This is a genomic window from Lysinibacillus sp. NPDC092081, assembly GCF_044755845.1.
Classification (GTDB): Bacteria; Bacillota; Bacilli; order Bacillales_A; family Planococcaceae; genus Lysinibacillus.
Genome location: NZ_JBIVRU010000010.1, coordinates 117327 through 129807, shown reverse-complemented (window position 1 = coordinate 129807; position 12481 = coordinate 117327). Strand labels below are relative to the sequence as shown.

Annotated in this window: 12 protein-coding genes and 1 riboswitch; of the genes, 3 read left to right on the top strand and 9 right to left on the bottom strand. The window is 36.6% G+C overall.

Annotated elements, in window-relative coordinates; genetic code table 11:
- Window positions 1-8 precede the first annotated feature (8 nt).
- The 4 genes from ACIQLB_RS15550 to ACIQLB_RS15535 form a co-directional block, all read right to left on the bottom strand.
- Window positions 9-764 (bottom strand): IclR family transcriptional regulator, encoded by a 756-nt coding sequence (locus ACIQLB_RS15550; RefSeq protein ID WP_400727434.1) that lies wholly within the window; start codon window positions 762-764, stop codon window positions 9-11.
- Window positions 765-786: 22 nt separating this feature from the next.
- Window positions 787-2265: a 4-hydroxyphenylacetate 3-hydroxylase family protein gene (locus ACIQLB_RS15545; protein ID WP_400727432.1), complete on the bottom strand. Its 1479-nt coding sequence runs from the start codon at window positions 2263-2265 to the stop codon at window positions 787-789.
- Window positions 2266-2292: 27 nt separating this feature from the next.
- On the bottom strand, window positions 2293-2763 hold the full coding sequence (locus ACIQLB_RS15540; protein ID WP_400727429.1) for a flavin reductase family protein: 471 nt from the start codon (window positions 2761-2763) through the stop codon (window positions 2293-2295).
- A gap of 484 nt (window positions 2764-3247) precedes the next feature.
- Window positions 3248-3988 (bottom strand): tetratricopeptide repeat protein, encoded by a 741-nt coding sequence (locus ACIQLB_RS15535; protein WP_400727426.1) that lies wholly within the window; start codon window positions 3986-3988, stop codon window positions 3248-3250.
- 527 nt (window positions 3989-4515) lie between these two features.
- On the opposite strand from ACIQLB_RS15535, the gene ACIQLB_RS15530 reads away from it, so the two are divergent.
- From ACIQLB_RS15530 to nspC, 3 genes are all read left to right on the top strand, one after another.
- Window positions 4516-4722: a hypothetical protein gene (locus tag ACIQLB_RS15530; RefSeq protein ID WP_400727424.1), complete on the top strand. Its 207-nt coding sequence runs from the start codon at window positions 4516-4518 to the stop codon at window positions 4720-4722.
- A gap of 270 nt (window positions 4723-4992) precedes the next feature.
- Window positions 4993-6222 carry a saccharopine dehydrogenase family protein gene (locus ACIQLB_RS15525; protein ID WP_400727421.1) on the top strand — a complete coding sequence of 410 codons (1230 nt, stop codon included), beginning with the start codon at window positions 4993-4995 and terminating at the stop codon, window positions 6220-6222.
- Window positions 6219-7358 carry a carboxynorspermidine decarboxylase gene (gene nspC / locus ACIQLB_RS15520; RefSeq protein WP_400727418.1) on the top strand — a complete coding sequence of 380 codons (1140 nt, stop codon included), beginning with the start codon at window positions 6219-6221 and terminating at the stop codon, window positions 7356-7358. The genes ACIQLB_RS15525 and nspC overlap by 4 nt, the downstream gene beginning before the upstream one ends.
- A gap of 43 nt (window positions 7359-7401) precedes the next feature.
- Here nspC and ACIQLB_RS15515 read toward each other — a convergent pair whose 3' ends face one another.
- The 5 genes from ACIQLB_RS15515 to ACIQLB_RS15495 form a co-directional block, all read right to left on the bottom strand.
- Window positions 7402-8289, bottom strand: a complete 888-nt coding sequence (locus ACIQLB_RS15515) for an amidase (RefSeq protein ID WP_400727415.1) — start codon at window positions 8287-8289, stop codon at window positions 7402-7404.
- A gap of 44 nt (window positions 8290-8333) precedes the next feature.
- Window positions 8334-8422, bottom strand: a riboswitch (cyclic di-GMP riboswitch).
- A gap of 236 nt (window positions 8423-8658) precedes the next feature.
- Window positions 8659-8865, bottom strand: coding sequence for a DUF6366 family protein (locus ACIQLB_RS15510; RefSeq protein WP_400727412.1), 207 nt, complete (start codon window positions 8863-8865; stop codon window positions 8659-8661).
- Window positions 8866-9188: 323 nt separating this feature from the next.
- On the bottom strand, window positions 9189-9677 hold the full coding sequence (locus tag ACIQLB_RS15505; protein ID WP_053483746.1) for a chemotaxis protein CheW: 489 nt from the start codon (window positions 9675-9677) through the stop codon (window positions 9189-9191).
- A gap of 25 nt (window positions 9678-9702) precedes the next feature.
- On the bottom strand, window positions 9703-10818 hold the full coding sequence (locus ACIQLB_RS15500) for a M20/M25/M40 family metallo-hydrolase (protein WP_400727409.1): 1116 nt from the start codon (window positions 10816-10818) through the stop codon (window positions 9703-9705).
- Window positions 10819-11347: 529 nt separating this feature from the next.
- Window positions 11348-12445: a 2-aminoethylphosphonate aminotransferase gene (locus ACIQLB_RS15495; RefSeq protein ID WP_400727406.1), complete on the bottom strand. Its 1098-nt coding sequence runs from the start codon at window positions 12443-12445 to the stop codon at window positions 11348-11350.
- Window positions 12446-12481: the final 36 nt, after the last annotated feature.

Sequence of the window (12481 nt, the reverse complement as noted above, 5' to 3'; positions counted from 1 at the left end):
TATTAGATTTAATAATTAATTGTCATATAGCCTATTTGTCTCGAAATCATTTCTGCTGAACGGATTACTTCACGAACAATCGCATGTTTTTCCTTACCGTTCATATAACTTTTTTCACCTACTAAGTTAAGAGCCGCCACAACCTGACCATTATAGGTTTTAATAGGTGCTGCAATTCCATAAGTATTAGATTCATTTTCTAAATCGCTAATGGCATAACCGTTTTTATATACCACTTCAAGCTCCTTTTTCAAGTCATCCACAGAAGTGATGGTATTGGTCGTTTGTTTAAACATTCCTTTTGCCATCATTGGTATCATAAATGTCGGATTATACGTTAATAATACTTTTCCGATGCTTGTTGAATAAGCAGGATAACGAGTCCTCCCGACAAACGTTGGTACTACATCCGCATGTGGAGACATGGCCTTGTATACAAATCGAACTTCCCCATTATCAAACATTCCAATATGAGAAGTACCTTTAAAACGCGCAACTAAATTACTTATAATGGGTCCTGCTTGAAAATTAATATCTTGGGAATACATAACTTTGTTACTCCACTCAAGAATTTTCCAGCCCAGTCGGTAACGCTTATCACTGCCTTGCAAGAGAATACTTTCTTTACACATTGTTTTTAAGAAATGATGGACTGAACTCGGAGGTAAATTTAGCTTATCTGCAATTTCTTTATTACTCAAAGATGGTTCGTCATCCGAAAATAAATCGATAATGCGTGTGATTTTTTTAACCGATGAAATCAAGTCCTTCACCTCCAAGTTCAATTTAAAGTGTTTGTTTCTCTCTTACGTCTTCTTTCTTAGCAAGAATTGAATCAACTAAATCAAAAGAGTACCCTTTCTTAAATTTATTGTAGTAAATAGCACGTTTCCGAATAGGATCCCCTGTATAATAGCGTTCATATTGAAGTGCTCTCATACCAAACCCTTCACCACATAGATCCCAAGCTAGCTTAAAGATTTTCATTCTTAGTTCTGCATCTACACCTTCTCGACCACCATAATGGCGATCGATGCTTGGACGGAGTTCTGAATTTAGGAAATCCGCTTCAGTTGGCATCATTAGTAAACCGCCTGCACCAATTGTTTGCATTACTTCAATTGCTCTTGGATACATTTCTGGCATCATGCCGCGAATTGTTTCTAAGGCATCTGGGTTTAATCGAGCTTCACCGTGCTCTGTTATTGTAAATTCATGCTCTGCTGTTCGAAGCAATGCACGAATGACTTCTACAGATTGCACTAATTCACCGAGGTCACGTTGCACATTTAAAAATTGATCTACACCAATCGAATCAGCAACCTTGCAAGCCACCTCTACAGCAAATGCAAGTTTGATGTATCCTCTTACACCTGACTGATGTGCTGGCTGTTCTGCAATACCTGTCATTGGATACAATAAGTTCGCAGCTTCAACGTTGTTATATAAAAACACCCGATCCCATGGTACTAATACATCTTCAAAAATGAGAAGAGCATCCATTTCCTCATAGCGAGAAGCCAGCGGATGATCGAATGTTGAGCGTGTACCATCTTGAACTGGTTCACGACAAATAATTTTTAATCCTTTCACATCAATTGGTACAGCAAAAGCTAATGCATAACGCTCATCTCCCGATGCAAATCCTGGGTATGAATAGATAATTACTTCATCCGTAAACGCTGCTAATGTTGCTAGCATTTTTGCTCCGCAAACGACTAACCCCTCTGGACGTTCTTCTACTGCACCTAAGTGCGTAAACATATCTGACTGTTGATGTGATGCTTTACTTCGATCATTTTGCGGATTCACAATTGCATGAGTTAAGAACACATCATTATCTCGTATATGACGATAATAAGCTTCAATATTTTTAGCCCAATCTTGGTTGTATTCCGCTAAGAACCAAGAATTTTGTGCTAATGAAGTCACTACTGTATTTAAAAAATCTGGCGTTCTGCCCATCAAACCATATGTTTGTCGAGCTACAACTTCAAAAGCCTTACTACGTTTCATGATGTCTTCGTAAGATTTAGCAAATAGGAATGAAGTTGCTACACGCTCACCTGTTTCTTCACATACATGCGTTAAATCTTCTTGGTATTTTAGATCATGTTGTAAATCATATAACTTTGCAATCTCTTGAATTGGTTGATGAAAATAGGGTTCATCGTAAACACTCTCTACTAAACGGCCATTTAACCATACTTCCGGTTTCCTTGACTTTAATGCATCTATATATTGTTGTCCTGTTCTGATTCCCATAACTGAAAATCCTCCTCTCCGAAATAATTATTGTTGTATTAGCTGTTTTGTCGAGCCCATCTTGCCTTCGAAGAATGTAAGCGCTTCCCTTTTAGTGCGTTCAAAATTTATTATTTCTCCTATAAATAACACATGGTCTCCTGCGTCTACTTCTTTCCATGGTTTACATTCGATGAAAGCAGACACACCTTCAATTTTCGGAGCTATACCATCTTTAATCCATGTAATTTCTAGCCCTTCTTGCTTTCGTCCTGCAAATTGCCATGCTATAGACTCTTGTTGATCTGCCAAAATATTAATTGTAAAAGCTTTGTTTTTCATTTGAGATAAAGAATTTGCTTTTTTATCGATAGATACTAGTGCTAGAGCTGGCTCTAACGAAACGGAAGTAAATGAGTTCACTGTAATTCCATTAATACTCGCCCCATCAAACCAAGTAACTACCGTCACTCCTGTAGGAAATTTCCCAAATGTTTGTCTAAGTAATTTTGTATCCATTTACAGCACCCCCTTTCATTTATTATTAGAATCATAACAACTTCTCTTCTCCTTGAAATGCATTATATTTCAAATAGTGAAATCGAACAAAATAATTTTCTGCTTTATACTTATTTTTTCTACAAAAATCAATATATTTCTATCTAGATAAAGTGATAACCATCTACAATTTGATAATTCACTGATTTATATGATATTTTTCTGCTTGAAATCTCTTTATCTAAAACTTTATTATTATTTTTATTTTTCCGAAAATTCATTCTATTCATTTCTGCGTTTATGAGCAAAAAAGGAAACACTCCTGTAGAGATGGCCCCATCCATTTAGTTTGTATTATTTAAAGTAAGGGCGAAATTGGTCGGTTTTTAATACGGATTCATACTAGATAGATCCCAGGCTGTTCGACCTTTCTTCACTTCTACAATAAAAAAGTAGCACAAACCATGACCTTGGTTTGTACTACTAATGTTAGTATGTTTTTCTTTTAGAGCATTTGCTTTTTCCATTGCACTAGCACGTCATTGGATTTCGCAATGTCCACTTTTAATGCCACTTGCTTGGCAGAGCAACGCTTTTTAGCCTTTTCCCATGCTTCTTCTAGAGCAGGTAAATAGCTTAAATTTTTTGTAGTTGCGACTAGCTGTAAAAAAATATTTCCTTGAATGTAATACCAGCGAGGGTTCATGCCATCTAACTGAATGGCTTCTTCAATAAGACGTAGAGCCAAATACGGACTGCCTTCATTTCGAATCAAAAACTGTGCGAATGCTCCCCAGTAAAGAGCTTTATTTGGCTGCAGTTTTATCGCTTCCGCATATTCCACAAGTGCTTTGTCATGCTCCTTAGCAAGAACAAAATATTCAGCCATTGTATAATATGCATTCGCTTGTGCCTCGACCGATCCAGCTAATAATTCATCTACTACTTTACCGAATTGCTGATCATCCTCACTTCCTATGTATGCAGCGAGTACATCACGCTCTGGATAGGAGCCATCTGTTCGTTCAACACTTTGCTTTACTTTTTCAGCAGTAGGAATAGGCATATTTGCATAACCGTTCGCTTCCAACAATGCGACGTGCTGTTGTATTGTTGGCAATGATTCATGTTCTGTAAACGCACTATTAGCTATAAGTGCTTTGGCTAATTGATAGCTTTCTTTTACATGACCGTTTAAAAATAATTCATTTATTTGTTGGACTTGCTCATCAAACTGTTTGATCACTATTTAAATCCTCACCTTCACCAAAAGAAAAGTCTTATAGGTATTTTACCATCTTTCAATCTAAAACAAACTAAATAGCAATAATTTTTCTATAATTCTTTTAATTTAAAGCTGAATCATCAAACCACATGATAAATAAAAGTTTGTTCACCTTGTGGTTCTTCACACAGCGAGGATTGATTTCCGTTGCGACAGGGCGTTTTCCTTGGGGCGCCAGATGAGCAGCCTGACTCCCGTTGTTCGGCATGGAGTTTCGTCGCTTCGGCATGCTTTTCCGCTGCTTGACTGTGATTTTCCGCCGCTAAGACATGGCTTTTCGCCGCTTGACCGTAGTTTTCCGCCGCTAAGACATGGCTTTTCGCCGCTTGACCGTAGTTTTCCGCCGCTAAGACATGACTTTCCGCCTCCTCATCTGTGACGGTAATCCCCAGATTAAAAAACGTTGGTTAAAGTTCTGAATTATGAGATAATTGAAGTGCATTTTCATTTTTTGAGAGCGTGTAAACTATATATAGGGGGCTTGTGCTATGAATAGACGATTTCATTTTGTATCGCTTTTTCTTGGAAATTTGTTAACACTAGGAACTATTTTCATTTATGCTATGCAAAGTCAAGTGGATGTTGCCCTCAGCACATATGCCCTTGTGATGGGGTTTTTAAGCACATCACTACTGATCTTTTTTTATTTATGGGGGGATGAAAAACAACAAATATCGAATCGTTTTTCTAAATAACTCGGGGACTTAAAACTACAGTTTTGAAGTGACCTTAAATTTCTTCAAACGTTGAACAAAAAATGATTTTCCCCTTTTCTACTTCAGTAGTTAAGGGATTTTTTTCACGAAAAGCTCCTTTTTTCGTGGTATTCCTCAATGAATTCGACTTATTGTTGTTGAAAAATAAAAAATTTTGTAGAAAATTTAAAAAGAATGATTGAGTAGTAATTCAATTTTCTGTATAATCAGCTTGTTTGACAATACTTATTTGAATTTGGGGGTAGACAATTGGGTAAAGCATTGATTATAGGAGCTGGCGGAGTAGCCAGTGTTGTGGTACACAAGTGTGTTCAAAATTCGGACGTATTTGAGGAGATTTGTATCGCAAGTAGAACTGTTTCAAAATGTGACGCTCTAAAAGAAAAACTAGACGGCGGAAAAACAAAGATTCATACTGCACAGGTAGACGCAGACAATACGGAAGAGGTTATTGAGCTTATTAAAGCTTTCGGACCAGAAGTTGTTATTAATGTAGCACTACCTTATCAAGACTTAACGATTATGGATGCTTGCTTAGCGACAGGTGTACACTATGTGGATACTGCAAACTACGAGCCACCTGAAACGGCAAAATTTGAATATAAATGGCAATGGGCTTATAAAGAGAAGTTCGAAAAAGCTGGCTTAACTGCTTTACTTGGTAGCGGTTTTGACCCAGGTGTAACGGGCGTTTTCACAGCTCATGCACAAAAACATGAATTTGATGAAATCCACTATATAGATATAGTGGATGCAAATGCTGGTGATCACGGTTACCATTTCGCAACAAACTTCAACCCAGAAATCAACATTCGTGAAATTACTGCGAATGGTCGTTACTGGAAAGAAGGCGAGTGGGTTGAAACTGCACCACTTGAGAAAAAAGAGGTTTATAACTTACCAGAAATCGGACCAAAAGATATTTACCTTTTATACCATGAAGAACTAGAATCACTTGCTAAAAACATTAAAGGCTTAAAGCAAATCCGTTTCTGGATGACATTCTCTGAAAAATACTTAACACATTTAAAAGTATTAGAGAATGTTGGTATGACTTCTATCGAGCCTATTGAATTTGAAGGACAAATGATTCAACCAATTCACTTCCTTAAAGCTGTACTACCTGATCCAGCATCACTTGGGCCACGTACAAAAGGAAAAACTAACATCGGTTGTATTATTCGTGGTCTAAAAGATGGTAAGGAAAAAACTTATTATGTGTACAATGTGTGTGACCACGAGGAATGCTATAACGAGGTTGGTTCACAGGCAATTTCCTACACAACTGGTGTACCAGCAATGATTGGTGCAATGCTTGTGATGAACGGTCAATGGCGTAAACCTGGCGTTTGGAATGTCGAAGATTTCAATCCAGATCCATTTATGGATGCACTAAATAAATGGGGTCTACCATGGCAAGAAAGCCATAATCCAGAATTACTTGACCTTGAGTTAGATGTAAAGGAATTAAGTCGATGAAGCCAATTGATTTCTCAAAAGTTCCATCCCCTTCTTACATAGTGGATGAACGATTATTAACAAAAAATCTAGAACTTTTAAAATCGATTCAAGATCACACAGGCTGCCGTATTTTACTTGCCCTAAAAGGGTTTTCAATGCATTCAACATTCCCATTAGTGGGTGAATATTTAGCAGGAATTACGTCCAGCTCATTATTTGAAGCTCAACTCGGCTATGAAAAAATGGGTAAAGAAGTTCATGTCTATGCACCAGCTTACGTGGAACATGAAATGGACGAACTTCTTGGCTATGTTGATCATATTGTGTTTAATTCATTTAACCAATGGAATCAATATAAGGACAAAGTAAAATCTGCTGGTAAAACAATTGAATGTGGTATTCGTATCAATCCTGAGTACTCAGAAATTGAAACAGCACTTTACGACCCTTGCTACACGAATTCTCGTCTTGGCACAACAATAGCCAACTTCGACAAGTCACAGCTTGACGGTATTGATGGCTTACACTTCCATGCAATGTGTGAGCAAAACTCTGATACGTTAGAGCGTATTATAAAAGTTGTCGAAGAAAAATTTGGTGATGTCTTACATCAAATGAAATGGTTAAACTTTGGTGGAGGTCACCATATTACTCGTGAGGATTACGATGTAGAAAAGCTTGTGAATATCATTAATTACATTCAAGACAAGTATAACCTTCTCGTCTATTTAGAGCCAGGTGAAGCTGTGGCACTTAATACAGGTTATTTAGTAGCAACTGTTCTTGATGTACAGAAAAACGGTATGGACCTAGCAATTTTAGATACATCGGCGACTTGCCATATGCCAGATGTTCTAGAAATGCCATACCGCCCAATGATTATCGGTTCTGGTCAACCAAATGAGCTTGCATACACATATCGCCTTGGAGGACTTACATGTCTTGCTGGCGATGTAATAGGTGATTATTCATTCAAACAACCTTTGCAGCCGGGCGATCGTCTAGTATTTACAGATATGGCGCATTACTCAATGGTGAAAAATCATATGTTTAATGGTGTAAATCTTCCATCCATCGTTTCTTATAACGATGAAGAAGGCATTAAAGTTATTCGTGAATTTAAATTTGAAGACTATAGCGGCCGACTTTCATAAGGCAAAGAAAATCCTCTCCAACTTAATGCTGGAGAGGATTTTTTTATGGATGCATATTCATCCAACTATCAACATGATGAATGGCAAAACCATTATAACCTTTTTTATTGGCATAATGTTGATGAACTTGTGCTAACTGTTTATTCATATAGGCTTTTCCATCATCATAGAAGGTAATATTATTCCCTTCATCAGAGGCTCCTGTTTCCACACCAATAACAATTGATTTTTTTACTTTTTTTGCATAGTTTATTTCATGTTCAACAATATTAATAATGTCTTTAGCAGTATCTCGATAAGCCATTATCGAAACACTTTCCACTTGGTCAATCACCCATTCAGCTAATAAACCTTTACCAAATTGGTTTTTGTATGTAATTTCATCAAACCAAAATGGCATATCAACCTCCAATGGCAAGTGTAATCGATCTGTATCCCCTTTCGCTCGAGTAAGAAGCGCTTGATAGGATTCAATCGTTTTTACTTGGTTCGAGTTCCAACCACTATTTAAATAGGGCTCTACATCAAGATGAACTCCAGAAAATTGCTCTGTTGCTGCTGCATTTTCATTATATGTATGTAACCAATCAAACAGCTGATCCTGCATTTCATAGCCCTCTGCTGAAACCCAACTTGCAGAACCATCCAACGCATAGACTTTTATCCCTTTTGCCGTTGCTTTATCGATAAAACTTTTGTAATAGTTACTTGCTATATCACTATTAATTTGTAAATATAATTTATTAATATGTTTGCTTTCTAAAAATAAGAGTACTCCTGATTCATCTTCGACAATCTTTGTCGTATCCCATAACCAAGTAGCCTTATCTTGCATGGCCATTGCGTCTACCTTTCCCATTGTTGATCCTAGCGTACTTACAATTGCTACTATAAAAACAATGATTGCTTTTGATAGTGAACGACTTACCATATGATTACATCTCCATTCTATTTGCCGAGGCTCATAGAACGGAACCTGGCAACCTGACAATCATGCACTACAATAGTGTTTAGACTCATGGCTTTGCGTCCTTCCCTTTCGGTGAAGTTTGCCTTTTTCAGTAGTTTTCTTACCTTACATAATACGATGTTAGAATGAATATGTCTGTAGGTAAAACGCATAATTTTATTGATAACTTTCAAATAAGATAATAAGAATACAGGTTATTTTTACTATATTAGAATAAAACGTAGAAGTAATTATGAAGGTGAACATATTGAATGGATGATAGTGAAGATGTAAGTGTAGCCATTGAGAATTATGAAATGCAAAATTAGTTAAAGATTTCTTTCGATATCTTTAACTGAAAAACAATTTGTATGTAATGTATCCTATAAATAACACTAAAACTAATACCACTGTCTCTTTCCAACCCATACCATTTAAATTTCCGCTAATTCCCCTATTTATTCCATCGTTTAAAGAACCAGTAGGATTGTTTTTTAATTCACTTTGTTTTAAACGCTCTCTTTTTTCTTCAGGTGTTTCCGTTTTCTTTGAATCCATATGACAAATACCTCCCCTTATTAATATTTACGTATTTATACTATAGATATATTCATAATTATGCTTGTTTGTTATGTACACAAAATCAAAGTCTTATATTTACTCATAATTTTCACATGTTGCCACGACGTCCCCAGGAAAGCGATCAGTCGGAACGGAAATCAACCACACGTTTTGGTAATAAGTTTAAAATTCGACATCGAGTATTCATTTTCCTTTTACTGTTGGGAAACCGCTTAAAAAGAAGAAAGACAGAATCACATATTTGTAATTCTGTCTAAAACATCAACATGAAGTGTTGAATTATTTAATCCTACAAAAACTTATGCCTCTACATTTTCTTTTTCATTTTCAAGCATTTTGTGTAAATAATTAATAATTTCACGTATACCTTCTAATGAATTTACAAGTATTTTCGGGTCTACGTATGTGATCATGCGATTTTCAAGATTAGCCACAGCTGTAAAGTAGCGTGTTTTTGAATAATTGACAAGTCCCATTTGCTTTAATACTGACTCATCAAAATCAAGAATTTCACGAGCTTCTGTTACAAGTAATCCATAATTCACAACATCCGTGTTCAACACTATAATCCGTGCTGTTGCAGCATTAGAAGAACGATTATAAAGAATACGCTCAAAATCAAGCACAGGGACAAGCTCGCCACGAATTCTTGTGAAGCCTAGAAGATAATTAGGCAAATGAGGAATTGGTGTTACTTGCTCTAACTTTTCAATCGAAATCGCTTGTTCCACAGGCACTGCATATTCCTCTGTACCACAAGCAAAAACTACTGCCTTTACACTTTCCATGCGGTCACATCCTTCGATTCTGTTGTTATTTTTGCGCAGACTCTTTTACGATTTCAACAAGTAAATCTGCTAATTTTTCTAATTCTGTTACTGGGATTTTTTCATTTGTTGTATGAATGTCCTCGTACCCAACAGAAAGATTTACTGTAGGGATGCCAAAGCCCGCAATAACATTAGCATCGGAGCCTCCACCTGAAATACCAAGCTTTGGTGTGCGATCGATGTTGTGAACAGCTGCCATTGCCACTTGAACAACTTTATCTGATTCTGTTACACGGAATCCAGGATACATTAGCTTCACTTCAACTTCAGCCTTTGCTCCTAATGAAGCAGCAACTTGCTCAAACGTCTCCTGCATATGCTTAGTCTGTGCATCTAGCTTCGCTTTGTCGATTGAACGAGCTTCTGCAAGAATCGTTACTTCATCACACACAATATTTGTTGCCTGACCACCTTCAAAACGACCAATATTTGCTGTTGTTTCTTCATCTAATCGACCTAGCTTCATTTTTGCAATACATTTTGAAGCAACCGTAATCGCTGAAATTCCTTTTTCTGGAGCAACACCAGCGTGCGCTGTTTTCCCAATTATTTTAACGGAAATTTTCGCTTGGAATGGAGCTGCTGTTACAATTCCTCCTACTTTACCATCACTGTCTACAGCAAAGCCATACTTTGCTTTAATTTTAGATGGATCTAACTCTTTAGCGCCAACGAGTCCACTTTCCTCGCCAGCTGTAATAATAAATTCGATATCACCATGTTCAATATTTTGCTCTTTTAAGCGTTTAACCATTTCAAATAATGCGGCGAGACCAGCTTTGTCATCAGCACCTAAAATAGTTGTACCATCTGAAACGATATAGCCATCTTCACGAAGAGATGGTTTAATCCCTTTACCTGGGACAACTGTATCCATATGAGAAGTAAAATAAATTGGTTCGATATCTAATGAACCCTTTAGCGTAGCAAGTATATTACCTGCTCCATGCCCATTACGAGTATGTGCATCATCTTGTTCTACTGTAAAACCAAGCGCTGTTAATTTGTCGATTAAAATCGGCGCAATTACTTCTTCATGTTTTGTTTCTGAATCGATTTGTACGAGCTCAAAAAACTCTTCTACTAAACGACTTGTCATGTTGTAGGACTCCCTTAGTTTACGTGTTTTTCCACGTTATAGTATATGTATTATTTTAGCACAACGTCTAAAGAGTTGAAATAATTCGCTTATAGGAACTACACTATTTTTAGGAAGGAATATCAATTACTCCTTGGCGTAAATTAAAAAGTACACCTCTTAGGCAAAACGAGGGTAATTTCCGTTCCAGCTGGGCGTTATCGTAGGACGTGATGCCTTTACGCTATTGGCTCACTCCATGGGCTCATCTGTGACGCTGATCCGCAAGAATTCGCCCATCCTCTGTAGCTTTTGAAAAAAGATTGATTAAAATGGATAAAAGAATAAGCCTCGTATTTTGAACAAAGTTTGATCAAAATACGAGGTTTTACCTGTTTATCGTTAATCATTTTTTTAATAAAGATTGATTTTTCCGGAATATGAATCTTCAACTAAAGCACCCCCATTAGTTGAGCAAGGAAAAGCATTAAAAATAATTTATTAATATCACCTACATAAGTTGTAGGTTTTCCACTGTTCCGTGAATAATTCAGGTTTGAAGATATTCTTCTAATAAAGTTAAAAAGAGCTCGATATCATCTTTGCTAATATCACCAATGTTGGCTACCCTAAAAGAATTTAATTGATAAAGTTTTCCAGGATATATCGTTATTCCGTTAGCATAAAAATAATCATGCATTTCTTTAAAATTATACTTTTCACTTTCGGGCTCTACTATTGCTGTAATAATCTTTGAATGGTGCTCGACGGGGACGAGATAGTTTAAACCAAGTCTAGAGAGGCCTTCTATTAAGGTTTCCCAACATTTAGAGTATCGCTCATATCTTTCTTCCATTCCTTCTGCTTTTAATTCTACAATCGCTTGTTTTAGCGCATAGATAGTTTGTACAGGCGGAGTAAAACGCATCTGACCCGTCTCGATGAAATGGGTATATTGAGAATAAAGATTCAAGTAATAATTTGTCGGCTTTTTTGTTTTTCCTTTTTCTAGTTCGCTTTTTTTAGCTATAACAAAAGAGACTCCTGCCATTCCTTGAAGGTTTTTATTGGAACTAGCCGCCAAATAACTTATATTCATTTTACTCATATTAATAGGAATAGCCGCAAACGAACTCATTGCATCTACCATCATATTAATCTCATTTTCTTCACAAATGGAGCCAATCGATTCTATATCATTTAATAATCCCGTTGTTGTTTCATTATGCACGACAGCTAGAAAAGAAACTTTTCGTGGGATTTTTTGAATGAATGAATGTAACTGATCTAATTTAATCGGTTGATCGGGTGGACTTAAAAACTCAATCCAATCCAGCTGATAAGCTTCTGCAATTTCACATATTCTTTTTCCATAGGCTCCGTTATTAATGATTACTAAAACCCCATCAGTCATTACTGAACTCAAGATTGACTCCACAGCAGCAGTACCTGAACCACCGAATAAAACGGTTGTATATTGATTCTCTTCTGAAACTAAACTAGTAATTTCAGCAGTAACAAATTGCAATAATTGGCTGAAGTCATCTTCACGAGGGCAAATATCAGGTACCACTTGTGCGTATTTAACCGTATCTGTTGTAGTAGCAGGTCCGGGATTCAGTAATATATTTCTTTTAATTTTCTTCACGGTACTCCTCCCTTTAATTTTTAGTACACTTTTATA

Coding starts and splice junctions, on each gene's coding strand:
- ACIQLB_RS15545 (WP_400727432.1), bottom strand. CDS start 2,265: ATGGGAATCAGAACAGGACAACAATATATAGATGCATTAAAGTCAAGG.
- ACIQLB_RS15540 (WP_400727429.1), bottom strand. CDS start 2,763: ATGGATACAAAATTACTTAGACAAACATTTGGGAAATTTCCTACAGGA.
- ACIQLB_RS15530 (WP_400727424.1), top strand. CDS start 4,516: ATGAATAGACGATTTCATTTTGTATCGCTTTTTCTTGGAAATTTGTTA.
- nspC (WP_400727418.1), top strand. CDS start 6,219: ATGAAGCCAATTGATTTCTCAAAAGTTCCATCCCCTTCTTACATAGTG.
- ACIQLB_RS15515 (WP_400727415.1), bottom strand. CDS start 8,289: ATGGTAAGTCGTTCACTATCAAAAGCAATCATTGTTTTTATAGTAGCA.
- ACIQLB_RS15510 (WP_400727412.1), bottom strand. CDS start 8,865: ATGGATTCAAAGAAAACGGAAACACCTGAAGAAAAAAGAGAGCGTTTA.
- ACIQLB_RS15505 (WP_053483746.1), bottom strand. CDS start 9,677: ATGGAAAGTGTAAAGGCAGTAGTTTTTGCTTGTGGTACAGAGGAATAT.
- ACIQLB_RS15500 (WP_400727409.1), bottom strand. CDS start 10,818: ATGACAAGTCGTTTAGTAGAAGAGTTTTTTGAGCTCGTACAAATCGAT.